The sequence below is a fragment of the Leptolyngbya iicbica LK genome (assembly GCF_004212215.1).
Classification (GTDB): Bacteria; Cyanobacteriota; Cyanobacteriia; order Phormidesmidales; family Phormidesmidaceae; genus Halomicronema; species Halomicronema iicbica.
Map to the genome: position 1 here is coordinate 362,889 of NZ_QVFV01000003.1, position 24,178 is coordinate 387,066.

Consider the following 24,178-nt stretch of genomic DNA (forward strand, 5'->3'; position numbering starts at 1 on the left):
AATTGCCATGACGTACGCCCCCTCTCAACTGCTGACCTTTGAAGCTTTCCTAGCTCAGTACCGCGACGAGCCAGCCTTTGAACTGGCTGACGGAGAACTCATTGATATGGAACCGACTGGCCCTCATGAAGCGGTTGCGGGAAAAGTGGCCAGCAGGCTTAACCTGGCCATTGACCGGATGAGTACTGATTGGTTGATTCCCCGAACGTGCATTTTAAGACCCTTTAGTGACCAAGCCACTGCGAGACGCCCCGATGTCACCGTATTGGATGAAAGTGCATTAAGAGACGAGCCATTATGGGAGCGAGAGCCAGTCATCACCCAAAGCACTTCAGTCAAGCTGGTAGTCGAGGTCGTCAGCACTAACTGGGAAACCGACTATGCCCGCAAGGTTGAAGAGTACGCGCTGATGGGCATTCCTGAATATTGGATTGTGGATTTTCGGGGACTGGGTGGTGTGGCGTTTATTGGTCGGCCCAAACAGCCCACATTCACAGTATGTCAGCTCGTCAATGAGGACTATGTAAAAAGCACATTTCGGCTCGGGCAGGAAATCGTCTCTCCAGCATTTCCCGACTTAGCCCTAAAGCTGAATGATGTAATGCCTTTGTGATACTAAAGCCGTCTGAAATAATTATCTTGGAGCAGGCTAAAGTTTTTATCTACTGCAACTTATGAGTCTGGATACAGCATTTCTCACTCTAGTGAGGTGCAGTAGCAGCAATTTGTAAACCAGTTTTTAATGTCTGTCAAAGAAACTTCCTTGAATGCCTTTTCTAAGGCTTTTGCTAAGTCGGGATACGTTCTTGCTTCAAGTGACCGTAGTATCGACTTGACCTTTGACCAGAAATTCTCAATCGGCGAGAACTCAGGTGAGTAAGGTGGCAAATAAATGAGTGAGGCTCCCGCCTGATGAATCATATCCTCAATTTCTTTACCTAAATGAATAGAGCAGTTATCCATGATTACCCAAGCTCCTGGCCATAACTTTGGCACTAGCCGCTGGGAGATGAAAGCCTCAAAGGTCAAGCCATCAAAGGCCCCCATGATACTTGCACTAGCTAATAATCCAGTTAAGCTCAGGGCTCCGACCACGGAAACATTCTGACCTCTTTTCTGAGGTCGTTTGCCATGAGCACGTTGACCTTTAGGAGCGCGCGCCCGGAGTCGAGTCAAAGCCAGATTCACTCCAGATTCATCAATAAAGATGAGGTTTTTAGCCAAAATCCCTCGTACTAACTGCCAAAACTCTACCCGCTTTAGCTGGACGCGCTCACTTTCCTTTTCGTCGGCGTGGAACGTCTTTTTTTTACGGTCAGGTCAAGCTTTTTAAGAGCTCGATTAATGGTTGAAGTACTGACCCAGAGGTCAGTTTTTGCCGCCAGTTGTACTCGTAGTTCTGCCAGGGTCGCGTCATTTTGCGCTGCCACTAATTGTTGCAGCACATCGAGATGTACACTCGTGAGCTTTGGGGGTGTCTGCTGCGTTCGGATTTTGGGGGCGAAGGAATCGGTTTCTCGATATTGCTTCAATAACTTCTGAACAAAGCTTGGGGCAACCCCAAATCGTCTTGCTAGCTTTCGTTGCGAAATCGATTCGTCTTCATGTGCCTTGATGATTTTTCGACGGAACTCGATAGAGTAAGCTTTCATCCCTGTCTCTTAGCAAATTCCAAAACATACTAAGTGTATCTCACGAGACTGGAAAAGGCTGTATAGTAGCCGGACATCAAACTCTATGCGCAATCCAATCAAACAAAGCGTTCTATTTGATTGATCGTTCTAGCGGCTTATTTTTCTCTACTGGAAGTATCCACAGATGATGACAACTGGCATCGCTGATGCAGTGGGGCAGCGATCATAAAACTTGTGAATTTGAGTAATGAACTTTTGCCATCTTTACGGAAAACCCCGCACAATTACGGAAGACAGGGATGTATATTTTCGCAGCACTGCCGTATTTTTGCGCAGATTCTCGCACCACAGGGATCGTTTACAGTGACGGATTAAGTCATTTAAGGCTGGGATGGGTTGAATTTTAATTAAATCTGCGAAGCTCTCCGACTACTGCATCTACTTATAATTTGCGTAAAGGCAGTGTATTGATTGTCTTTTTGAACTTGCAGGCCAGTTCATGCTGCTTTCTTTCTCTGTAGAAACTCCGGTTGAGTTCGGTGAAGTTTTCGACAGGTTAGCCGATATCTTTTCTCAGTTTCATCAGGCGACTCAACTTGAAGACCTGTTAGCCTGCGGAGTACAACACACCCGCTACTTATTTGGCTGCGATCGCGCGCTGATTTATCAGTTCACCGACGGTGGCGATGGGGCCGTTACCGCCGAATCTGTGGGCGAAGGCTGGTCGCCGACGTTGGGACAACTGATTTACGACCCCTGTTTTGAAAATGTTTGGGGCGAAAAATTTCAGCGCGGAGAAATTACCGCGATCGCCGATATTGAACAGAGCGATATCGAGCCTTGCTACCGCGAGTTAATGATGCGGTTGCAGGTTAAGGCCAATCTCATCAGTCCGATTTTGCTGCCGTCACCAACTCCAGAGGGCACCGCCCAGTTGCCCGTGTTATGGGGACTGCTGATTATTCATCAATGCGGCGAACCGCGAGAGTGGGCCCCGATTCATCGGCAGGTGAGCCAACACTTGGCCGCGCAGCTGGGCATTGCGATTCGCCACCTGCAGACCGCTCAAACCCTGGTAGCCAGCCGCCGAGCAGTGGAGCCATGGCAGCAGGCTGCGGCACTAGCTGGGTGTGTGATGTGGCAATGGCAGCTAGACACTGACATCATTCAATATTCGCCGCAGTGGCGATCGCTGCTGGGCTATCAACCCCCAGATATTGAGACCGATTTCAATGCGTTGCTGGCGTTGATCCACGCGGATGATCGCGAACGGGTACGGGCCGCCATGCGTCAACATTTGGAGCACCGCACCGCCGCCTATCGAGTTGAGCATCGGCTGCGCTGTCGCAATGGGCAGTGGAAATGGGTCTACAGCCAGGGGCAAGTGACAGCTTACCGAGCCAATGACACGCCCCTCAAGTTTGTCGGCATGATGGTGGATATCAGCGATCGCAAAGCGCAGGAATTAGCGCTGCAACAGCAGACTCAGCGAGAGCGCGCCCTCTACGAAGTGATTGATGTCATTCGGCGATCGCTCGATTTTCAACATATCTTTGCCGTGGCGGCGACACAAGTGGCCCAATGCTTGCAGTCCCGAGTGCGGATTACGCAATACATCACCAACGAAACGGTGGCCTGCTGGCGAGCCGTAGCGGTAGATGGCGGCCCCCATGACTGGACAGCAGAACAAGAAGCGCAAATTTGGGTAGATGTGCCTGACCAGGATAATGCGATCGCCGCCCAACTCAAGCAGCTCCAAGTAGTGCAGATCAGCGATACCGCCGACATCAGTCTCACCGATACCGTCAATCAGCCCTATGCCCAATCATTTCCTGGGCACTGGCTGATCGTGCCCATTGCGATTGAGACGGAGGTCTGGGGTGCCATTGCAATGACTCGCCCCAGCCTAGTTGACTGGATCCCCGCAGAAGTGGAGCTAACCCAACGGATTGCCACGCAGTTAGCCAATGCGATTCATCACGCCCAGTTACATCGGCAAACGCAATTGGCTTCAGAGCGTGATGCCTTAGTGCTCCAAAGTATCGACGAAGGCATTTGGGAATGGCGCGCCAACACGGGCATTGACCAGATCTCCGATCGCTATTGGGAGATTTTAGGCTACGACCCACCCGCAACACCGCCAGCCTTGAGAGACGAACTCGCCCGAGTGCATCCTGACGATCGCCAGTGGTTGGTAGCTTCCATCGAGACCCACCTTTATACGCAGCAACCTTTTCAGCAAGAATTTCGGCTACAGCATCGCGACGGTCATTACATCTGGGTGCGGGTGCGAGGGCGCGCCATTTGGGATGAGGACGGCAATCCCACCAGAATGCTCGGCACTGTGGAAGATATTAGCGATCGCAAAACCCTCGACGTCAGGCTCCGTCAACAGGAAAAAGAGTTTCGAGGGCTGGTGGAGAATAATCCCGACGGCATCATGCGGGTCAACCGGCAGTTTCAGATTTTGTATGCCAACCCGATGATCGCCTCCAGAATGGGGGTACCCCAAGCAGATTTGCTCGGTCAAAGACTCAGCGATTTAGAGCTGTCTCGATTGGTGAGAAACCGCTGGCAAACGGCTATTTCACGAGTGTTTGAAACGCAGCAAGAACAGCTACTTGAAACCCAAGAAATGCTAGCGGGTCAAGAGCAGACTTTTTACTCCCGCATTGTGCCAGAGGTGAATGAGAGCAACCACATTCAATCGGTTTTGATCATTTCTCGCAATGTGACCAACTTGCGGACAATACAAATTGCGCTGCAACAGCGCATTCAGCAAGAGCACAAGCTGCGCCTAATGATGCAGCACTTTCGCGCCACCTTGAATCTGGATGAAATTTTATCGACGGCGGTGGTTGAGCTGCAAACGGCCTTTTATGCCGATCGCACTTTGGTGGTTCAACTCTTTGCCGATCAGTCACGACAGGTCATTGCTGAAACCCGCGATCACCAATATCCCAGCCTGTTGCACACCCGGTGGGAAAATGCCCCGATCACCTCTCACTGCCTTGCCCTTTATCGAGCGGGGCAAGCCCAGATTGTGCCCGATATCGCGCAGGCCGACTGCGACCCGGAGGCAGTAATCGCCGCTTGGCAGCGGGCAGGCGTCAAGTCGGCCATGGTGGCCCCGTTGACCCAATCGTTGGGAGCCGAAGCTAACGTCTGGGGCTTTTTGATCACCCAGGCCTGCGCCACCCAACGCGATTGGCATGCGGATGAATTGCACCTGCTGCAACAGGTGGCCGAGCAGCTGGCGATCGCCATCCAACAGTCAGAACTGTATCAACAGCTGCAAGCCGCGAACCAAGAGTTGGCCAGCATCTCGACCACCGATGCCTTGACCCAGATTGCCAATCGTCGCCATTTTGATAACACCCTCGAAGATGAATGGCTGCGGGGGCAGCGTCACCAGCGCGAGATCAGCCTGATCCTCTGTGACATTGATTGGTTTAAAGACTTTAACGACACCTATGGTCATCCGGCGGGCGACACTTGCATTGCGGCGGTGGCTCAGGCTTTGCAGCAATGTGTCAACCGCTCGACAGACTGCCTGGCGCGCTATGGGGGCGAAGAGTTTGCCCTCATTTTGCCCCACACCAATCAGGCAGGGGCGATCGCCATTGTGGAACAAATTCGCGAGGCGATCGCAGCGCTTGAGATTCATCACCCGGCCCCTCAATCCAGTGGTCGACTAACCCTCAGTTACGGCATTGCGACGGTGATGCCGGTACCAAGCACGACGCCCCAATCGCTGATTGCCTTAGCTGACCGTGCCCTCTACCAAGCCAAGCAAGCTGGCCGCGATCGCTACGTTATTGCCGATGTCAGTGCTCCGCCTGAAGAGTAACGAGCACTGGCACGCGCCGGATAGGCGTTAACTTGCCAATAGCCACTCCCATCCCCGAGAGTGGGCAGTGCCCAACCCGCACAGATCCGTAGCTGGTTTGGGGACGTTATAGCGTTGCGCAGATAGCTCCATTCATTGATTTGACAGAAAAACGAGGGGCTTAGGTTAGGAAGCAGGACTTTTCAAATCCAACCCAAGTTTTGTTGAGCAAGCATCTTGCTTGCCCCAGGACAGCCGAGACGGCTGTCCACACTTCGATCAATGCCCATACTTTAAACTTTTGGGCTCTCGGCACCTGACTGCGGATTGCTATATTGCAGCGCACAGTCCGAAGACAAAAAGCCCCCTGCTGGTTGCAGAGGGCGGTGCTCTCAGAAAATTCTTAATCAGCAGTACTCGTTGACTGAATCGCTATCAGACCTTGGCAAGGCGGCGCTCTACTTGGAGGGCCGGTAAGCGATCGATGACGCGCTGCATCATGGTGCTGGCATTCAGCGCGACCTCTTTGGCACGGGGGCTGTGCACCATGAGAAACATCATCAGCGGATCCACTGCCGACACCTCGACGCGGCCATCCGGGCGCTCTTGCACGACGACGTTGCAGGGAAATAACACACCAGCCTTATCGTCCTCTTCCAAAATCTGAAAAGCGGTTTGCGGATGACAAGCTCCCAAAATGGTGTAGCGCCGAAAATCGATATCCAGCTTTTTCTTAAATGCCGCCTGGGCATTAATTTCAGTCAACACGCCCATGCCTTCTGCCTTTAGGGCATCGGTCACTAGCGCGATCGCCTCATCAAACGAGGCATTCACAATTTTGCTGAAGTGATACATAGCTTCCTCATGGCGCCCCAACAAGCGGAGCAATTCAAAGTTCTATATTTACAATACTACAAATTATCAATTGAATAACTATATAGTTGAATATTATTGCATGAGTGAACGGGTGACTGGTGCGGATGTAGGCCGCAACTTTGCCGTCAGTGTCAGCCAGGCGTCCCATGCTCAGGCCGCAAAGACTCAAGCGTCCACTGTCGTCCAAAAGGATGCGATGGCTCGCAGCTTCCTCACCAGGGATCTTCCAATAGCGTGTCGGGCAGACGCAGGGTGGCACCGGTCGTAGTTTGCATAATTTGCGTAACGGCACCGCTCAGGGTCTGCGTCACCAGGGCATATCCCTGAGCACTGAGGTGGATGTGGTCACGATATAAAGCGTCTGGGTTAGCGGTGGCTTGGAAATCGGCCAGAAAGTCAATGTAGGGAATCTGCTCGAGCTCGGCGAATTGGGTCACCCGTTGGCGGGCAACGATTTCGTAGTCACGGGAGCCCGGTGGCTGAACTTCGCGCAACAGCGGCGTCATCGCCAAAATCAGCCGACCATCGGCTTGGTCGGTCAGCTGCTTGAGTTGTCGCACCGCTTCGAGATTTACTCCCACGCGATCGCCCCCTTCTTGCCGCACCGCCTCCAGTTCAGGAATGGCGGGCGACTTGAGAAACCGTCCAGCCACTTCGACCAGCGCCAAGGGCGGATACCGTTGGGGATAAGCGCGATCGCGACCCACCTGCACCGATGTCGGCGCAGTGGCAAACAAGTCGTCAGTGTTGAGCAATAGCACCACCACTTGCGAGTCAAAGGTGCCAAATTTCAGCGCGTAGGCCAACTCATTGCGCGGTCCCCAAGAATTGGCCGAAGCATTCAACACTTCGACCTGGGTGTAAGGCCCGGAGAGCGTAGCGGTGAGCTGCTGTTGCAACCGCTGCGACAAGATTTTTGACTGGTCAGTCCACCAGCCACCATTGGCAATGGAATCGCCCAAGAGCAATATCCGTAAGGTGTCTGGTGTAGGCTGGGGGGCGATCACGTCTCCCCGCATGGAATATTGGTTGATCTCAAAAACGTTGCCAAAGCGCTTGGTGCGCTGGTTGGGGGCGAGTCGATACCCGGTCTGAGTATCGGCAACGTACAGCGGGGGCTTGCCAAACCCCAAAAAGACTCGCAACGCTAGCTCGGCAGCGCCCAATATCAGGATGAGCAGCCCAGCAATAATCAACGTGAGTTTCACCGATAAGTCTCCCAGCGATGCCTTAACAGTTTAGAGGATGCCCCATCACGGCCTTCGATGCGAATGCAACAATCTATGAAGGTTACTGTGACTGTCCACCTCAAACGCTTTGAATGAACTAGCAAGGGTTAGCCTGATAGGCGTCTGGGTTACGCAAGCACATGAAGAAATCACTGTTTTTATTTAGCGCGATCGCGGTGGGCATTTTGTTTCCGCAAGGTCACCATTACGCCTATCTGATCCGCTACTTGATCATGCTGATTCTCTTCTGCTCATTGCTGGATCTGAAGATCGATGTGAAATCAGCCCTGAATCCCCGCTTGGGCACGATCATCGCCATGATGATGGCGATCGCGGGCATTACCGCCTGGGTCAGCAACTGGGTCAGCCCCGAACTGGCGCTCGCCGCCTTTATGATTGCCATGGCCCCAACCGCAGCGGCAGCGCCGGTCATGACTCGATTTTTAGACGGGCGAGTGGACTATGTGATGTCTTCGGTGATTGTCACCAATAGTTTCTCAGCGATCGCCTTGCCGTTGGTCTTGCCCTTGTTGAATCCGAATGGTCATACCAGTATTGACCTCACGGGGTTGGCGAATACTCTGACCGTGATTTTGCTGCCGTTGGGCCTCACCCAACTGATGCAAAATTATGCTCCCGCCCTAGTCAAAGCTTTAGAGCCTGTGCGGAGTACCGGCTTTTACTTTTGGATGGCAGCGATTTACCTCTCGACAGCCAAAGCAACATACTTCATTGAAGTTGAGTCGACCTATCCCTGGATCGTTATTTTAGAAATTGCATCGGTCTCGCTGCTGCTCTGTACTTTTAACTTTGGCCTGGGCCGCTGGCTCGGGGGCTACGACTGGGGCCAAGAGATGGGCCAATCCCTCGGACAAAAAAATACCCTGTTTAGCATTTGGGTCTGCCTGACATTTTTGACGCCCGCGATCGCCCTCGGCCCCATGTTTTACGTGGTATTTCAGAATCTCTACAATTCCTATTTGCTCGCTCGCAAACCGCAGTTGAAATCGGGCTAGAGTCATGTATTCCAGCGTTTATTACCTGCTGCGCTCTAAACAAGATGGTCGCCACCTCGCCGCGCGTCCCGAGGGGCCAGAGAGCGATCGCACCTATTTGCTCATCTTCTCAGCAGATCATGAAGCCCTGTCGTATTTGAGCGCCCATGCGCCCGAGGTGCGCGATCGCTTTGCGGTGGAATCCGTTCCGGCGTATCAACTGAAAGGTATGCTGAGCCGCTGGGGCTTTGCGGGTATCGGCTTAGTTAGCGATCCCAGCGGCCCCAAGGTCGAGTTTATGCAGCGCGATCGCCTCTTTTAACGACTGGCCCTAGCGAAATTCAACTATCGGCCGGAGTTCCGAACCGTGAGCGAGTAACGCCTCCGGATCAATAGCTAGAGCCTGAGCGAGTTTGAGCAAAGGTTTTAACCACACCGCAGCCTGGGCGGGGTCTTCTTGTCGTAGCCAACTCAGCCATTCCGCACTGTGCTGCCAATACAACTCCTGCGAACGCACCAATGAAATACCGCCCAAACGGTAACCCAGGTTAATCAACCGTCGCAGCCAATCCACATTCTCGACCAGATGCTCAGGCCGGGGATTATCGAGGAAATGTCGTAGCGATCGCCAGATGATCCCCTCCAAGATGCGTTGCCCTTCAGGAATGGCACAATCACATTGAAACTGCTGGGCCTCTTGGGCGATGCTCTCTAGCTGCATCAGGTGCACCGTGCCTCGATTGAGCGGCCCCCCATTCAAGTCAATCGTCTCTTGATCTAACATCCGGAGGCTTTCTAAAGCCCGATGGCGGATCGCCACTTCTGCGGCTACTTGGAGTTCTTGGGGCACGGTTAGCCCATCGCGGTGAAAAGCTTTGAGCAGGCCGTGATTATTGCGATAAACCTGATCGTAGAGCTGATCCAAACGCTGTAGCGTATCGCGACTAAGGAGCTGCATAATGCGGTGCCGCTCTTCGGCAAACAGGGTCTGCAAATTATAAGCATGATCCCCGAACGCCTCGTTCATGGCTAAAATCACCTGCGCGGCGCTGCCACTGCTAAACGCTGCCAACACAGTCTCTTTGGCCCGTTGATAATCCAGCCGTCGCCGGAAACCGCTGACACTACAGTGGAAGTCCCAACCGCCGAGATGCAGCACAACAAAGCTGAGATCGGAGCGATCGCCCATCACATCTGACATCACCTGTAAGCGACCCACCGCAAGGGACAACGGCCCCATGCGCTGCACCTGATAATCATGCTGCTGAATGGTGTAGCAATAGAGGCGCTGTTCCGTTTGATAAGGCGTAAACAGGGAGCTCATGGCATAGTGCGCCACCACCTGCTCCAAGCTCACCTGAGAGGGAATCGCCAACTGACGATAGACGCCCGCCGCATTGTGAAACTGCGGCACATTGCTGAGACCAGGTTCGAGCTGATTGATGAACTCGGTTTCTAGCTCAACGCCGCTGATTTCGCCCGCCAGTTCGATCGCCCGCGCCGCATAGCGCAAAATCTGCGTGCCCTCGGGACGTGACACCTCATCAAAAAACCAACCGCAACTGGTATACATCAACAACGCATGATGCTGCATTTCCAGCAGCCGTAGCGCTTCGACCTGTTCGGCATGGGTCAGCGCGTGATGCTGATATTGGCGAAAGAACTGCTCGCGACTCTGGGCCGTGCGCTGACGAATCACCTGCACGTAGCCATTTCGCGCCGCCCAGGGATCGGTAAACAAGGCAGTGCCATACTGCTCAAAGATTTCGGCCAGTTCATTCCGCAGCCAGTCCAAGGCATCGCGCAGGGGCCGCCGCCATTTTTGATGCCACAGGCCACCGCCGCCGCAACCGCAATCGTCTTGCCAGCGATCGACCCCGTGAGAACAGCTCCAAGCCGTGACAGGCTTCAACACGGCCTCCCAGGTGGGCGGACAGTGATGCAAGTAATAAGCGTAGTTCGTGACCGTCCACCCCTGATGGGGAAATTCTTTGGTCACGGCATAAGCGAGGGTTTTCTCCGCGCCGCCTCGGTGATGCCCAAAGGTCTCGCCATCGGTAGCGACGCCCACTAGTTGCGACGGCCGATGATCGCCCCGTACCGCTTGCCCAATACGTCCGGCGAAATGCTGCGATGAACTCAGCACATCGTTAAAGCCCATGTCGCGCGAGATCGGCCCGTCATAAAAGAAGACATCAATGTAGCGGTGAGTGTCGTCCGCATTGCGGCTAGGCAAGTAACAGCGATAGGGCCGATTGGGATCAATTTGGCCGCCGCCGACTTCGTGCCAGTCGGGCTCCGGCTCATCCGCCGTGGGAATCGTGCGACACCGCTGCACCTGCGACGGTGCCAGGATGGTGAACTTAAAGCCTTCATCTACCAGAGCTTCGAGGGTGGGATAGTCCACCGCGGTCTCCGCCAGCCAGATCCCTTCGGGCTCACGGCCAAAGCGGGCCACAAAATCGGCCTTACCCCAGCGAATCTGCGTCTGTTTGTCGCGATCGCTCGCCAGAGGCATGATGATGTGGTTGTACACCTGGGCGATCGCATTGCCGTGGCCCGCGAAGCGATCGCAGCTCTCGCGATCGGCTTCTAAAATGCGGCGATAGGTTTCGGGATCATGGCGCTCCATCCAACTCATAAGCGTGGGGCCAATGTTGAAGCTGATGTGAGCAAAATTATTGACAATATCAATCACCTCACCCTGCTCATTCAAAATGCGGGCGTAGGCATTGGGGCGATAGCACTCGTGGTGAACCCGCTCATTCCAGTCGTGAAAGGGCGCCGCACTGGGTTGATGTTCGACCGCCCCCAGATACGGATTTTCGCGCGGCGGCTGATAAAAATGCCCATGAATACATACGCACACCCCCAACGCCGTTTGGGGATCAGGCGCAGTCTGCACGGGCATGGTTACTGGAGACAAGTTGCTGGTTTCGCTCATATGCTCAAAGCACTGGGGATTATGTTCATCGGGCTGAGACATCGCCTTCGTCAACCCTCGGGACTTGATTTAACTATCGCCATGACATCGGGCGTGCTTCTTGGCTGCAATGCCAATGCGTATCTGGCCGATATTTTGAAAATAATAAAGTCTATGTCTGAGCGCTTTCCATTACTGCGACGATCAGAGGCGTAGCTAACTCGTCTTAAAAGATGCCTGATTTCGCAAAAGATAATCAATACTCACCGCTTTTATCGCGCAATTCTCTAAGGCTGAAAGTTAGTTTATGAAGCCATACAACAGTCAAACAATTCATCTGTAACACTGATCACCAAAGCGTTTAGGTCGTTACGAATCAGCGAGGAGCACTGGGTATAAAGCTTATCCAACTTTTTGTGAATCCCTGAGTTACACCGTCATGATCCCCTCAACAATGCTTTACAGCCAACCACCGCTGCCAGGGTTTGCCGCGACGGTTTGCCTCAAAAAGTTGAATGCTCCAGTGATGACTGCACTAGGTGCATCCCCTGCCGGTGCTGATGCGGCATGGGTAACGGCCAGGGATCTTTCGGAAAAATTTATCTGGCGAATGTTGAGATTCGCGGAAATTTGAGAACACTAGGCGAAAGCATAAGTAATTATCCGGGAGTGGTCTCCCGTTTTTTCTATGATGCAGTGGCCCTCAATCAGCATTATTGTGCCGACCTATCAACGGGAAGCGGTGCTCTGCAGCACTCTCACCGACGTGCTCAAGCAAGACTATCCCGATTATGAAGTCATTGTGGTCGACCAGACCCAGACCCATCGGCCTGAGACCCAGGCTTACTTAGACGAGCTAACCGCCAAAGAGCAGATTCAGTATTACCAGTTGAGTTGGGCCAGCCTGCCTGGAGCGCGGAATTACGGGGTGGAGCGATCGCGCGGCGACATCATTCTCTTTATCGATGATGACGTGGAACTGCCCGAGGGCTACCTTTACGCCCACGCCAAAGTGTTTATGGAGAAGCCCGAGGTCGGGGCCGTGGCCGGGCGCGTTTTTGACCGCATGAAGCTGGGCGATGATCCCGATTCATCCATTGACCAGCTGCCGCCCGAGGCGATGGATCCGGGGATCGCCTGGTATCACATCGATCTCGTCCACACTACCCAGCCCCAGCAGGTGATTAGCGCACGGGGCTGCAATATGTCCTTCCGACGAGAAATTTTCGGTAAACACGGTCTCCGGTTTGACGAGCGCTTTCGGGGCAATGCCGTGCGCGAAGAGTCCGACTTTTGCCTGCGCTTACGCGAGACCGGGTACATCGTTTGGTATTCGCCGGAGGCCAATCTGATTCATCTGGGGGAAGAAAGCGGCGGCTGTCACGATATCAGCACGCGATCGCTGGCCTACCAGATCACCTTCTATCACAACCACTTTTTGATGGGGTTGAAAAATCTCACCCCTGGCCAAGCTCTGCGGCTTTACGCCAAACTCTTTGACTGTCACGTGTTGGGCCATCCTCCCTGCTACAAAAGCGGCTCACCGATCAAAGTGGCGACCCGCTTCGTCTTTTACTGGCTGGGCTTTTTAGACGCGATCGGCACCCTGATCAAAACCGGCAAAAAACACCGCGTTTACACCACGCCCGCTGACACCCCCATGTCCCTCTCGGCTCAATATTGAGTCGGCCCGCTAGGGGACGCTCCCTTTCAAAAGGGAGCGTCCCCTGAAATCCCTGAAATCCCTTCAAACTATCCAACCTCAACGGAAACGTACCCATGAGAGTTTTGGTCGCCAGTCACACCTACATCGTTGACCTGAACTGCGAAAAGTTTCGCACCCTAGCTCAGGAACCCGATGTCGAAGTCACCATTGTGGTGCCCCAGCGCTGGAAGCCGGGCGGCGTACAAAATCGCATTATCGAAAAAGAAGCCTGGCAAGACGGGCGTTTTCGCGTCGTGCCCATTTCCAACTTCAGCCAAAACAACCAAGGTATGTTGACCTTTGGCCTGGATTTGGTGAAGTTGCTGCGCGAGTTTCGCCCCCACGTCATCCAGGTTGAGCAAGGTTCTAAAGGGCTCGCCTACGCCGAAATGATTACCCTCAATCGGCTGCTGGGCCTCAACGCCAAAATGCTGTTCTTCACCTGGTGGAACCTGCCCTACGAGCTGAAATTCCCCATTTCCCTGCTAGAAAAATACAACTTGGGCGGCACTGACGGCATTATCTCCGGCAATCAGGACGGAGCCGATATTTTGCGCGATCACGGCTACCGTGGCCCCATCCGCGTCATGCCCCAACTCGGCATCGACGAAACCCTCTTTCGGCCCCAACCCCAACCCGAACTCAACGAAAAACTCGATATTGCCCCTGATGACTTCGTCATCGGCTTCGTCGGGCGCTTCGTCGAAGAAAAAGGACTCCTGACCCTGATGCAAGCCCTGGGGCAACTCAAAGACCACCCCAAGTCTTGGAAATGTCTGCTCCTGGGTCGCGGCCCCTTAAAAGATGATCTGCAAAAACAGGCAACAGAAATTGGGATCAGCGATCGCATTCGCTGGGTCGAAAGCGTCCCTCACGATGACGTACCCCGCTACATCAACCTCATGTCCACCCTGATTTTGCCCTCCGAAACCACCTACAAATTCAAAACCATGACCGCCGTCGGCTGGGTCGAACAATTTGGCCATGTGCTGATTGAAGCCATGGCCTGTCAAGTGCCCGTCATCGGTTCCAACTCCGGCGAGATTCCCCACGTCATCGGTGATGCCGGACTCATCTTTCCCGAAGGCAACGCCGATGAGTTGAGCGATCGCATTCGCACCCTCATGGACTCCCCCGAAACGCACACCGACCTCAGCAAACGCGGCTACGACCTGACGATGGAAAAATACACTAACCGCGCTCTCGCCAAGCAAGTCCTCGACTTTTACCAAGAACTGGTCGCATGAGCCAAGTACCTTTTTTGCCCCGAATGGAAATTTTGCAACCTTTGCAAATTGGGAGCAAGGCAGGGGAGCTAGGGAGCAGGGGAGCGAGAGGGCAGATATGAGGCATTACTTACGATGTGGAATGACGAGTCACTTTAATGTGCTCGCGGCAGACCAGCGGTCACAGCCGATCGTGGACTGGGGCGATCGCCCTCACTCCCTCACCCGAATACCCTTTCGTGAGGTCCAGGACGGCGGAACGTCTTGGTGGATGAGGGTCTGGGGGAAAGCCAAATTTCCCCCAGTCGCATCGCCATAAACTCACCGACATCATCGCCTAACGACCTCTTCCCCCCACTCAACCGACTCCCGGACCACACGAAAAGCCTCTACCCCATCACCAACAGCAATGCCCTCCTTGCCCCGCTTCGCGCCGCCCCTCATCCCGTTTAACTGACCCCTTCCAACCATGAGCCAGCCCCTCAAAATCCTCCAAATCGTCCCCTCTATCTCACTGGTTTACGGCGGCCCCAGCCAAATGGTGCGCGGCTTTTCCCATGCCTTAGCTGCCGCTGGCGCTGACGTCACCATTGTCACCACCGACTCCAACGGCGACGTGGACGAAGCCCCCCTCAACGTGCCCCTCAACACCCCCGTCCCCGAAGACAACTACACCGTCTACTACTTTCGCTGCTCCCCCTTTCGCCGCTATAAGTTCTCTCTCGACCTCCTCCGATGGCTGTGGGATCACGCTCAGGACTACGACATCGCTCACGTCCACGCTTTGTTTTCCCCTGTCAGTTCCCTAGCCGCTACAGTTTTAAGGCAACGAGGTGTTCCCTACCTCATGCGACCCCTCGGCACCCTCGACCCCGCCGACCTCAAAAAAAAGCAACAGTTCAAAAAACTCTACGCTGCCGTTCTAGAACGGCCCAACCTCGCCGGAGCCGCTGCCATCCACTTCACCAGTGAGCAAGAAGAGCGCATTTCCGAACGCTTTGGCACCGATACCCCTGGCATCGTTCTGCCATTGGGCGTGGCTCCACCGCCACCCGCCGCGATCGAGATTGACGTCTACAACCAGTTTCAGATTCCCCGCGATCGCCCCCTCATCCTCTTTATGTCACGCCTGGATCCCAAAAAAGGCATTGACCTGCTGCTCCCCGCCTTGGAAACCTTGCAGCAAGACGGCGTGAACTTTCATCTCGTCATGTGTGGTGCAAATCCCCAAGATCGCGCCTACGAACAGTCGGTGTACCAGCGAGTCGAGCATTCGGAACTGCGATCGCACGCCACCCTCACGGGCTACGTCTCTGGCGACACCAAAGCCGCCCTCCTGCAAGCCGCCGACCTCTTCGTGCTCCCTTCCTACTACGAAAATTTCGGCATCTCCGTCGCCGAGGCGATGCTAGCCGGTATGCCCGTCGTCATCTCCAACCAAGTCCACATCTGGGACACCATTCAGCAAACCGACTCCGGCTGGATCTGTGAATGCACGGTCGAGTCAGTCACTGCTCAATTACGAGCAGCACTACAGTCCCCAGAAGAACGTACCCAACGTGGCCTTAACGCCCAGCGCTGCGCCAAAGATCACTACAGTTGGGACGCCATCGCCGAAAGCGCGATCGCAATTTATCGAACTAACCTCTAGAATATCAAGCCGTTATCCATGAAAAAATCAGAGGATACGTAGAAATTAAAATGTTAACTCATCATCGTCATGGCAACGAGACCAATAAGGTGAATGTATTTGCCCAATCTCCTAAGTGCAATACTACAGAAGTACATCCACTTTTCCTTCTACATCTCAAGCATCTCATCGATAAATTTTCCTTGTGCTTACCCTACATTCCTTGTATTCCTATTCAATCTCAAATCGGCAACATCACATGAAGATTTCTTTTTTAGTCGCAGGCTTTAAAGTTATGACGGGAATTACGGACTATACCCTGGCATTGGCTAAAGAATGCTTGGAGCAAAAACATGTTGTCCAAATTCTTGCCTTAAACGCAATTTCTAGCCGTGATGAGGCAAAAATTGTTAATACCTTCGGTGGCGACATTCTCAGGACTATTACGACTGTAGACATCCCCCTTGCTATCAGCGATAAGGTTGACATGATCGAGCAACATCTACAAAGTTTTGATCCAGACTGGATTAGCATACAATTCCAATACCAATATTTTCGGCAAGGCAGTCTTGATAGCTTAAGCTACCTTGCAAGATTTCTGCGTAAGCAAAAGTCGAAAGGCCGAATGACTAATATTTTCGTTCACGAAATATGGCAAGACCCAACCGATATTGACGCCCTTAAGAATACTTTTGTGAGACGAATTAAGCGCCTGGTTATCACCAATTTTCTGAAGTCCTCTAAAGCAGATCTAATTCTCACATCCAATACAAACTATGTCGATAGTCTTCAGGCTTCGGGAATTTCGTCTAAGCAACTTCCTGTCTTGAACACGATCCCCATATGCAGTAAGAACTTGGACCTGGTCAACCAAGAAATTCACAACTGTAGTGGACTAGATCTAATGCGAAATAGGCTAAAATACTGCATGGTTGGCATCTTAGAGGATGTTTGAGAATTCATCCGAGGTATCAAATTAGGCTAAGCGTCGCACCATAATCCGAATCATAGCGAGGTAGATGAATGCCTCNNNCTCAAGGGCTGATGGTTCGTATCTTCAGCTTATGGCGAGTGAGCTTTTTTACTGACTGAGCGATTTATCAAACATCCTCTTAGGCTCACTAGTCCACCATCCCCAAGGCATATGGGAAATTGAACCACTTCTTTCAGATCTCTTAGTATTTGCGCAGGAATCCCAACGCGAAGTTTTGTTGGCCTGGGTGGGACGCCAAAATGTTGGTAGCCGTAAACAGTGGAATCGTGTCGTCAAGCGTTACCACTCTAAACTGAATTTCGTAGAATTGGGGAAACGTGATGCTGAGTTTGTTTCTCAATTTTTGCAGGCATGTGACTGGGGTTTATCAACTACTCAGTTTGAGTTTCTAGGGAAAAGCAGCTCAATTTCAGCAATGTTGTGCCATGGATTAACGATTCTATTTAACGAGAAAAATCCCGATTTTAATGTCGAAAGCCAACTTTCTCCCTTCTATTCAAGAGAACAAATTTCGTTTGGCCTTCCAGATTCTTTAGTACCAATTAAACATCCATGTCTTTCCAAAAATGCTCGAATCGCTCAAAAATTCTCAGAAGTTCTGGCTTGTGAGTTGTGAAGCCAGCTATCCGTAACACCAACACCAGAGCAATTTTATAGCTCTTTCCAGTTTAGTGAGGTGCGCTTAATACTGCTTGAATTGCTCTGAGCAACGGTCATGAAAGCTTATACCGATCTGAAATGAAGTTGAGCATAATGAGCGGAGTGTCCTTTACTGCGGTTTAGCAAGGGCCCGACTTTTTGTTTTTGAGATCAGCGAGACGGCTGAGTACCTAGAAAAAAGCCTCAAGCAAGCTCAGCGAGGAAGTCAAAAAGAACGTCTGCTGATGCTGTGGTGGGTCAAAACGGGGCAAGTTAGCCAGCGCCAGGAACTCCATGAGCGTCTTGGTCGGAGCCCCGCCACCGTGACCCGTTGGTTAGCGACTTACCGACAAGGTGGACTCTCCGCGTTGTTAACGGTCAAGACTGTCCCAGGAGCGACCCCCAAAATTCAAGGGGCCGCCTTGAGTAAACTGAAACAACAACTGGAGTCGGCAACTGGCTTCAGCAGCTATGGAGAGATTGTCGAGTGGCTGCGAGAAGAGTGTGATTTAGACCTGAAGTACGATACGGTCAATCGCTTTGTACGTGAGAAGTTGCAAGCCAAACTCAAGGTGCCTCGCCCGCAAAGCCTCAAACAACACACCGCCGCCGTGAACGGCTTCCAGCAAACTTCCGCCCGGTCTTGAGGGAGTTCCAAACACTGCTCGATATCCCGAAACTGCGCTATCTGACTCAAGATGAGAGTCGGATAGGCCGTAAAACCGAGACCTCACGGGTGATTACGGCGAAAGGAGTCAAACCGAAAGCCAAAGTGGCGTGGCCTCGGGAAGCCTTCTGGCTGTACGGGGTCGTTGAACCCTTGAGTGGTTGGCACTGGACTCAACAGCATGACCACCTGAATAGTGAGCATTTTCAGCAGTTTATCGATGACCTCTCTCACGCCTTGGGCGATACGGTTGTCGTGATGCAGCTAGATGGAGCCCCGGCTCATCGCGCTAAAGCCCTTGTCTGGCCCGATAACCTCATCCCAGTTTTTCAACCACCCTATTGTCCTGAGGTGAATGCGATTGAGCGCCTATGGCAGTATCTCAAGCGACAGTGGAAGGGCGAAAACTTTGACTCTTTAGCAGCATTGAGGCAGCGAGTGGAGCAAGCGTTAACCCACCTCAGTGCCTCGCGGGTGCAGTCGCTAACCTCCTTTGATTTTATTCTCGATGCGCTGCTACAAGCCGCATTCTAGACGGCTCTATTCTGCTCACCCTCATTTCCGATTGGTATGAGAACCGCTACATTCTATAAAACGCTTGAGGGTGCTAGGCATATTTACAATAGGTCATATTGTTGAAGTTATTTGAGCGATATAGATGAGGGAGAAATTGCGATCTCACGCTACCTTTATAAACTACGTCGCTGGTGACACAAAGCCGCCCTGCTCCAAGCTTCTGACCTTTTTCGCTGCCTTCTGAGTTACGAGAATTTTGGCATCTCTGTGTCTGTAGATTCTCTCAAGCAGTAATTTTGGCGAATCCACTTGCACTCCTTGTAAATTAGGATTGCGTTGGAACACTAATTAACAAGCAGAGTTTGGCTGAGTCTGTGAATGCACGGTCAAGTCCGTTACTACTTAATTACAGGCAGCGCTACAGTCCCAAGAAGAACGTACCCAACGTGGCCTTAACGCCCAGCGCTGCGCCAAAGATCACTACAGTTGGGATGCGATCGCCGAAAGCGCGATCGCAATTTATCAAAACCTTCTGGGCAACCAATAGGCTCACAAACGGTCATGCCTATTTAGCAATAATGCCGATAACGTGCCCAAGTCGTAACTGCCGGAACTCCCTCTGCAGACAATCACTATTGAACATCCAATCCACATCCACTCACTTACCCGAGCCGCCAATACTCACCACGTCAAGATCCCAATTGTCAACAGAACGATTTCCCCATAGAGCGTTTTTGCTATTCTCGCTATGCTAATAGCACACGTATTCGCCCTTACATCTGCCCGTGTATTCCGAAGAGCGCCCCACCTTAGTCAAAGATCCTGAACGGCTCGAAACTATCCTCAAAGAGCTGCCTCTAGAACCCGGCGTCTACTTTATGAAAGATGCGCGGGATCAAATTCTCTACATCGGCAAATCGAAAAAGCTGCGGAATCGGGTGCGATCGTACTTCCGCGACACCCATCGCCACATGCCGCGCACAGCCATCATGGTGATGCAGATCGTCGATATCGAATTTATCGTCACTGACACTGAGGCCGAAGCCCTCGCTCTCGAAGCCAATCTGATCAAGCAGCACCAGCCTCACTTCAATGTCCTGCTCAAAGACGACAAAAAATATCCCTACCTTTGCATCACGTGGTCGGAAGATTATCCCCGCATTTTCGTCACCCGGAAGCGCCGTAAAAACCTGAAGGATCGCTACTACGGCCCCTATGTCGATGCCGGACTGTTGCGCCGCACTCTCAGCATTGCCAAGCGGACTTTTCCACTACGTCAGCGTCCCCAGCCGTTATTCAAAGATCGCCCTTGCCTGAACTACGACATTGGGCGCTGTCCCGGCGTCTGCCAAGAGCTGATCTCCTCCGAGGATTATCACAAAACCGTGCAGCGGGTAGCGATGGTGTTCCAAGGCCGTACAAATGAATTGGAGACCATTCTCACCCAACAAATGGAAAAAGCGGCTGAAGAGTTGCGGTTTGAGCAAGCTGCCCAAATTCGTGATCAGCTCCAGGGATTGGAGCGGTTGACAGCCCATCAAAAGGTCGCACTGCCAGATGATACGGTATCACGGGATGCGATTGCCCTCTCCAGCGATGACCAGTTTGCCTGCATTCAGCTCTTCCAGATTCGGGCCGGCCGCCTAGTAGGACGGCTCGGCTTCAATGCCGATGCCCAAGCCGGCACCCCGGGTGAAATCCTCCAGCGGGTATTGGAAGAGCATTACTCCATGGTCGAACCGATTGAGATTCCAGCTGAACTTCTAGTGCAGCATGAGCTTCCTGATGCCGATATTTTGGCGGAATATCTGACTGAGCGGCGCGGTCGCAAAGTAGTGATTGAGGTACCCCAGCGACAGACTAAAGCCGAGTTAGTCGAAATGGTCGAACGCAACGCCCAATATGAGCTGGTACGCACTCAGAAAGTCGCAGATCGCAACGCTCAGGCCATGCAAGACTTGGCTGAAATTCTCGATTTACCCGATCAGCCAAAACGCATCGAAGGCTACGACATTTCTCACATCCAGGGTTCCGACGCCGTCGCCTCCCAAGTCGTCTTTATTGACGGAATGCCTGCCAAACAGCATTATCGACACTACAAAATCAAAAATCCAGCAGTCCGAGCTGGGCATTCTGACGACTTTGCCAGTATGGCCGAGGTGATCCAGCGGCGGTTTCGGCGATATGCCACTGACCCCAACAAACAGCGAGTAGGCAACCCCGACTGGCCCGATCTAGTGATGATTGACGGTGGCAAAGGGCAACTTTCGGCAGTGGTGGAAGTGCTGCGGGAGCTCAACTTGCTGCAGGAGTTGAACGTGGTCAGTCTAGCCAAAAAGCGTGAAGAAATTTTCGTGCCTGGGGAATCTTTGCCCCTTAAAACCGAGGCTGAACAACCCGGTGTGCAACTGCTCCGGCGATTGCGCGACGAAGCCCATCGCTTCGCCATCAGCTTTCACCGCAAGAAGCGAACAGATCGGATGCGGCGATCGCGTCTATCCGATATTCCCGGTTTAGGCCAACATCGCCAAAAGGAACTGCTGGCAGCCTTTCGCTCTATCGACTACATCCGCGAAGCCACCACAGAACAACTGGCACAAGTTCCTGGCATTGGTCCCCACATGGCGCAGCAGATTTACGAATACTTTCACCCCGCCACTAGGGATGACTATCAAACAACCGCTAGACAAGTGATTTAGGCTTCACAAACATATCAAAGGCTGGACGAATGGTGTCCTAACCCAAAATCCAATTAATTTGCTAGCTGTTGCAGATCAAGCTTCTCGCCTCAATCGCTTAGTAGCAAACCAATATGAGCATCCACTACTCCCACACATCTTTGAGCGCAGTACGGGCTGCTAGGTGATTACGGGTAGTTGTTAAAATTTCAGCTTCTCGCTCTAGCCGATTTTCAGTATCAAGCATCTCCAATAGCGCTTGCTGCTCATCTGCCGCATCATATAGGTTGCTGGCAACCCAGTAAGACAACTCTTGAGGCATCGATGGAATGTTGCTCGGCAATTCAACTTCCCGACTAGTTAATTTGGCAGATAAATGAACAACGTCTCTTAGGAGCTGATCAACTTCGTGAACTAGGGTAGATAAATCTTGTTCGGTTGGCTGATCATCAATCCACTCGACTAAGCCTACCAAGTAAGGCTTTTCGCGAACATAATCTAGTACCCTAAATCTCTGCTTACCGATAGTAAGCATCTTCATGCGATCATCGGGCAATTTTTGTGAATGCAAGACTTCGGCCGCACAACCAATGCGAGCAGGTGATTTAGTTTCGGGATCAAACATCAATACTCCAAAGCTGCGATCGCCCTGGAGTATTGTGTTCATCATGATTCTGTAGCGAAACTCAAAGATGTGGAGGGGCAAATGAGCCCCTGGAAATAAGACGAGTTCAGGTAAAGGAAACAGCGGAATTTCTCTAACAGCCAATGAAGAAGCAGGCATTTATCTTGTCTTGCCGTGATTGCGATAATAGTAATGGCTAGCAATTTTTCTTCAGCCAACCAAACAGTTTCATTGTATCGCATCATTTTTTAACATGTAGCTGAAATAGAGCTATTCCTAGCTTTACCCAAGACATCTTCCAAGAGTTGATTACTCATCTAGAGTTTGACTTCGATGTCAACTCCAGCCGGCAGGTCCAATTTCATGAGTGCATCAATAGTTTTAGAAGAGGGCTGATAAATATCAATGATGCGACGATGAGTTCGGGTTTCAAAATGCTCTCTCGAGTCCTTGTTAACGTGCGGTGATCGCAATACACAATAGATCTTCCGCTTAGTCGGCAAAGGAATTGGCCCAATTGCAGTAGCATTGGTGCGATTAGCTGTATCAACAATCTTTTCACATGAGGTATCCAGTAATCGACGATCAAAGGCCTTTAAACGAATCCGAATTTTTTGCTGCTGAATAGTTGCCATGCAAATTACCTACAGTAGATTTTCAAGGTTCAACGTTGGCGTTAAAAGACCAACAATAGTGAAAAAGAGCACAAGAGGAGAGCCCCAGATAGTAGAACTCTCCTCTAGCAGAATCAACGAAAGTGCTTAAGCCACGATCTTAGATACAACGCCAGCACCAACAGTCCGACCGCCTTCACGAATAGCAAAGCGCATCCCTTGCTCGATCGCGATGGGGTTAATGAGCTTCACGGTCATCTTGATGCGGTCACCGGGCATCACCATTTCCACCGTGCTGCCATCATCAGCAGTGTAAGCAGAAATTTCACCCGTCACATCAGTGGTACGAATGTAGAACTGGGGCTTATATCCAGCAAAGAAAGGTGTATGACGACCACCTTCTTCTTTCTTAAGGATGTAAACCTCGCCCTCAAATTCAGTATGGGGAGTGATTGTACCGGGCTTCACCAGTACCATGCCACGCTCGATGTCATCTTTCTGAACACCACGCAGCAACACACCTACGTTGTCACCCGCTTGACCTTGATCCAGCGTCTTCTGGAACATTTCAACACCCGTCACGGTGGTGCTGCGAGTGTCTTTAATCCCGACGATCTCGATGGTCTCGCCAACCTTAACAACACCCCGCTCAATCCGGCCAGTGGCAACCGTACCCCGCCCCGTAATTGAGAAGACATCCTCAACTGCCATCAAGAAGGGCTTATCAACGTCCCGCTCAGGCGTGGGAATATAGTCGTCAACGGTATCCATCAGAGCGAGAATCTTGTCGACCCACTCATCGTCACCCTTAGCGATCGCGGCATTGGCAGTCAACGCTTCTACAGCTTTGAGCGCCGAACCAGTAGTGATAGGAATATCATCGCCTGGGAACTCATAATCACTCAAGAGTTCACGCACTTCTAGTTCTACCAGTTCGAGAAGCTCTTCATCGTCGACTTGATCTTGTTTGTTCAAGAACACGACGAGTGCTGGTACGCCGACCTGACGGGCCAACAGAATGTGTTCCCGAGTTTGAGGCATGGGGCCATCAGCAGCGGAGCAGACTAGAATAGCGCCGTCCATCTGAGCTGCGCCCGTGATCATGTTTTTCACATAATCTGCGTGACCAGGGCAGTCAACGTGAGCATAGTGACGATTTGCTGTCTCATACTCAACGTGAGCCGTGTTGATAGTAATACCACGAGCCTTTTCTTCAGGTGCGGCGTCAATATCCTCGTAATTACGGGCTTTTGCGCCACCCGCTGCAGCAAGTGCCATGGTGATTGCTGCTGTCAACGTGGTTTTACCATGGTCAACGTGACCGATGGTGCCAATGTTGACGTGAGGTTTGTTTCTTTCAAACTTCTCTCGTGCCATTTACGTTACGTGTCCCTAAAC

19 protein-coding genes and 1 pseudogene are annotated in these 24,178 nt (G+C 52.1%); 12 read left to right on the top strand and 8 right to left on the bottom strand.

Annotation, left to right across the window (positions count from 1 at the left end; translation table 11 throughout):
* Positions 1-7 precede the first annotated feature (7 nt).
* Complete coding sequence (locus tag DYY88_RS15400; RefSeq protein WP_039726752.1) at positions 8-613, top strand: Uma2 family endonuclease; 606 nt, start codon at positions 8-10, stop codon at positions 611-613.
* Positions 614-696: 83 nt separating this feature from the next.
* Here the strand turns inward: DYY88_RS15400 and DYY88_RS15405 are convergent.
* Positions 697-1,652 (bottom strand): IS630 family transposase gene (locus DYY88_RS15405; protein WP_207223348.1). Its coding sequence is split into 2 segments (ribosomal slippage): positions 697-1,313 and positions 1,313-1,652, totalling 957 coding nucleotides; the frame shifts between segments, so codons are not numbered across the junction.
* A 481-nt stretch (positions 1,653-2,133) separates the two neighbouring features.
* On the opposite strand from DYY88_RS15405, the gene DYY88_RS15410 reads away from it, so the two are divergent.
* Positions 2,134-5,484 (top strand): diguanylate cyclase domain-containing protein, encoded by a 3,351-nt coding sequence (locus tag DYY88_RS15410; protein ID WP_052288170.1) that lies wholly within the window; start codon positions 2,134-2,136, stop codon positions 5,482-5,484.
* Between the two features lie 414 nt (positions 5,485-5,898).
* On the opposite strand, the gene DYY88_RS15415 is transcribed toward DYY88_RS15410, so the two are convergent.
* Together DYY88_RS15415 and DYY88_RS15420 are read right to left on the bottom strand one after the other, a co-directional pair.
* On the bottom strand, positions 5,899-6,318 hold the full coding sequence (locus tag DYY88_RS15415; protein WP_039724900.1) for a DUF302 domain-containing protein: 420 nt from the start codon (positions 6,316-6,318) through the stop codon (positions 5,899-5,901).
* Between the two features lie 233 nt (positions 6,319-6,551).
* On the bottom strand, positions 6,552-7,547 hold the full coding sequence (locus DYY88_RS15420; RefSeq protein WP_044150186.1) for an SGNH/GDSL hydrolase family protein: 996 nt from the start codon (positions 7,545-7,547) through the stop codon (positions 6,552-6,554).
* 161 nt (positions 7,548-7,708) lie between these two features.
* On the opposite strand from DYY88_RS15420, the gene DYY88_RS15425 reads away from it, so the two are divergent.
* Both DYY88_RS15425 and DYY88_RS15430 read left to right on the top strand, forming a co-directional pair.
* Entirely contained in the window at positions 7,709-8,584 is an 876-nt protein-coding gene (locus DYY88_RS15425; RefSeq protein WP_039724899.1) for a hypothetical protein, read from the top strand.
* A 4-nt stretch (positions 8,585-8,588) separates the two neighbouring features.
* Entirely contained in the window at positions 8,589-8,885 is a 297-nt protein-coding gene (locus tag DYY88_RS15430) for a hypothetical protein (protein WP_039724898.1), read from the top strand.
* Positions 8,886-8,894: 9 nt separating this feature from the next.
* Here the strand turns inward: DYY88_RS15430 and DYY88_RS15435 are convergent, their stop codons facing one another.
* Complete coding sequence (locus DYY88_RS15435) at positions 8,895-11,549, bottom strand: DUF3536 domain-containing protein (protein ID WP_242517622.1); 2,655 nt, start codon at positions 11,547-11,549, stop codon at positions 8,895-8,897.
* Between the two features lie 625 nt (positions 11,550-12,174).
* On the opposite strand from DYY88_RS15435, the gene hpsN reads away from it, so the two are divergent.
* The 7 genes and pseudogenes from hpsN to DYY88_RS15470 all read left to right on the top strand — a co-directional run.
* Positions 12,175-13,170, top strand: coding sequence for a hormogonium polysaccharide biosynthesis glycosyltransferase HpsN (gene hpsN / locus DYY88_RS15440; protein ID WP_242517623.1), 996 nt, complete (start codon positions 12,175-12,177; stop codon positions 13,168-13,170).
* A 95-nt stretch (positions 13,171-13,265) separates the two neighbouring features.
* A complete protein-coding gene (gene hpsO / locus DYY88_RS15445) occupies positions 13,266-14,438 on the top strand; it encodes a hormogonium polysaccharide biosynthesis glycosyltransferase HpsO (RefSeq protein WP_039724897.1) in 1,173 nt (390 codons plus the stop codon).
* A gap of 448 nt (positions 14,439-14,886) precedes the next feature.
* The gene (hpsP, locus tag DYY88_RS15450; RefSeq protein WP_039724896.1) at positions 14,887-16,068 is read left to right on the top strand and encodes a hormogonium polysaccharide biosynthesis glycosyltransferase HpsP; all 1,182 of its coding nucleotides are present in this window, start codon (positions 14,887-14,889) and stop codon (positions 16,066-16,068) included.
* Positions 16,069-16,306: 238 nt separating this feature from the next.
* Positions 16,307-17,002, top strand: coding sequence for a hypothetical protein (locus DYY88_RS15455; protein WP_039724895.1), 696 nt, complete (start codon positions 16,307-16,309; stop codon positions 17,000-17,002).
* A 253-nt stretch (positions 17,003-17,255) separates the two neighbouring features.
* Positions 17,256-17,657, top strand: coding sequence for a hypothetical protein (locus DYY88_RS15460; protein WP_130199469.1), 402 nt, complete (start codon positions 17,256-17,258; stop codon positions 17,655-17,657).
* Positions 17,658-17,850: 193 nt separating this feature from the next.
* Positions 17,851-18,327, top strand: a complete 477-nt coding sequence (locus DYY88_RS15465) for a helix-turn-helix domain-containing protein (RefSeq protein WP_039724894.1) — start codon at positions 17,851-17,853, stop codon at positions 18,325-18,327.
* Positions 18,312-18,881, top strand: a pseudogene (locus tag DYY88_RS15470) (IS630 family transposase); the annotation flags it as partial. The gene DYY88_RS15465 and the pseudogene DYY88_RS15470, both read left to right, overlap by 16 nt.
* A 400-nt stretch (positions 18,882-19,281) precedes the next feature.
* Here DYY88_RS15470 and DYY88_RS24910 read toward each other — a convergent pair.
* Positions 19,282-19,416 carry a hypothetical protein gene (locus tag DYY88_RS24910; RefSeq protein WP_302849249.1) on the bottom strand — a complete coding sequence of 45 codons (135 nt, stop codon included), beginning with the start codon at positions 19,414-19,416 and terminating at the stop codon, positions 19,282-19,284.
* A 232-nt stretch (positions 19,417-19,648) separates the two neighbouring features.
* Between DYY88_RS24910 and uvrC the strand changes: the two genes are divergently transcribed.
* Complete coding sequence (gene uvrC, locus DYY88_RS15475; RefSeq protein WP_039724893.1) at positions 19,649-21,562, top strand: excinuclease ABC subunit UvrC; 1,914 nt, start codon at positions 19,649-19,651, stop codon at positions 21,560-21,562.
* Between the two features lie 124 nt (positions 21,563-21,686).
* On the opposite strand, the gene DYY88_RS15480 is transcribed toward uvrC, so the two are convergent.
* The 3 genes from DYY88_RS15480 to tuf all read right to left on the bottom strand — a co-directional run bounded on the left by DYY88_RS15480 (position 21,687) and on the right by tuf (position 24,157).
* The gene (locus DYY88_RS15480) at positions 21,687-22,325 is read right to left on the bottom strand and encodes an LON peptidase substrate-binding domain-containing protein (protein ID WP_039724892.1); all 639 of its coding nucleotides are present in this window, start codon (positions 22,323-22,325) and stop codon (positions 21,687-21,689) included.
* Between the two features lie 158 nt (positions 22,326-22,483).
* Positions 22,484-22,801: a 30S ribosomal protein S10 gene (rpsJ, locus tag DYY88_RS15485; RefSeq protein ID WP_039724891.1), complete on the bottom strand. Its 318-nt coding sequence runs from the start codon at positions 22,799-22,801 to the stop codon at positions 22,484-22,486.
* 126 nt (positions 22,802-22,927) lie between these two features.
* Positions 22,928-24,157: an elongation factor Tu gene (gene tuf / locus DYY88_RS15490; RefSeq protein WP_039724890.1), complete on the bottom strand. Its 1,230-nt coding sequence runs from the start codon at positions 24,155-24,157 to the stop codon at positions 22,928-22,930.
* Between the last annotated feature and the right edge of the window lie 21 nt (positions 24,158-24,178).

Bases quoted from the DNA above. Each gene is read 5' to 3' on its own strand.
- DYY88_RS15400 (WP_039726752.1), top strand. From the start codon at position 8: ATGACGTACGCCCCCTCTCAACTGCTGACCTTTGAAGCTTTCCTAGCT.
- DYY88_RS15410 (WP_052288170.1), top strand. From the start codon at position 2,134: ATGCTGCTTTCTTTCTCTGTAGAAACTCCGGTTGAGTTCGGTGAAGTT.
- DYY88_RS15415 (WP_039724900.1), bottom strand. From the start codon at position 6,318: ATGTATCACTTCAGCAAAATTGTGAATGCCTCGTTTGATGAGGCGATC.
- DYY88_RS15425 (WP_039724899.1), top strand. From the start codon at position 7,709: ATGAAGAAATCACTGTTTTTATTTAGCGCGATCGCGGTGGGCATTTTG.
- DYY88_RS15430 (WP_039724898.1), top strand. From the start codon at position 8,589: ATGTATTCCAGCGTTTATTACCTGCTGCGCTCTAAACAAGATGGTCGC.
- DYY88_RS15435 (WP_242517622.1), bottom strand. From the start codon at position 11,549: ATGTCTCAGCCCGATGAACATAATCCCCAGTGCTTTGAGCATATGAGC.
- hpsN (WP_242517623.1), top strand. From the start codon at position 12,175: ATGATGCAGTGGCCCTCAATCAGCATTATTGTGCCGACCTATCAACGG.
- hpsO (WP_039724897.1), top strand. From the start codon at position 13,266: ATGAGAGTTTTGGTCGCCAGTCACACCTACATCGTTGACCTGAACTGC.
- hpsP (WP_039724896.1), top strand. From the start codon at position 14,887: ATGAGCCAGCCCCTCAAAATCCTCCAAATCGTCCCCTCTATCTCACTG.
- DYY88_RS15455 (WP_039724895.1), top strand. From the start codon at position 16,307: ATGAAGATTTCTTTTTTAGTCGCAGGCTTTAAAGTTATGACGGGAATT.
- DYY88_RS15480 (WP_039724892.1), bottom strand. From the start codon at position 22,325: ATGCCTGCTTCTTCATTGGCTGTTAGAGAAATTCCGCTGTTTCCTTTA.
- rpsJ (WP_039724891.1), bottom strand. From the start codon at position 22,801: ATGGCAACTATTCAGCAGCAAAAAATTCGGATTCGTTTAAAGGCCTTT.
- tuf (WP_039724890.1), bottom strand. From the start codon at position 24,157: ATGGCACGAGAGAAGTTTGAAAGAAACAAACCTCACGTCAACATTGGC.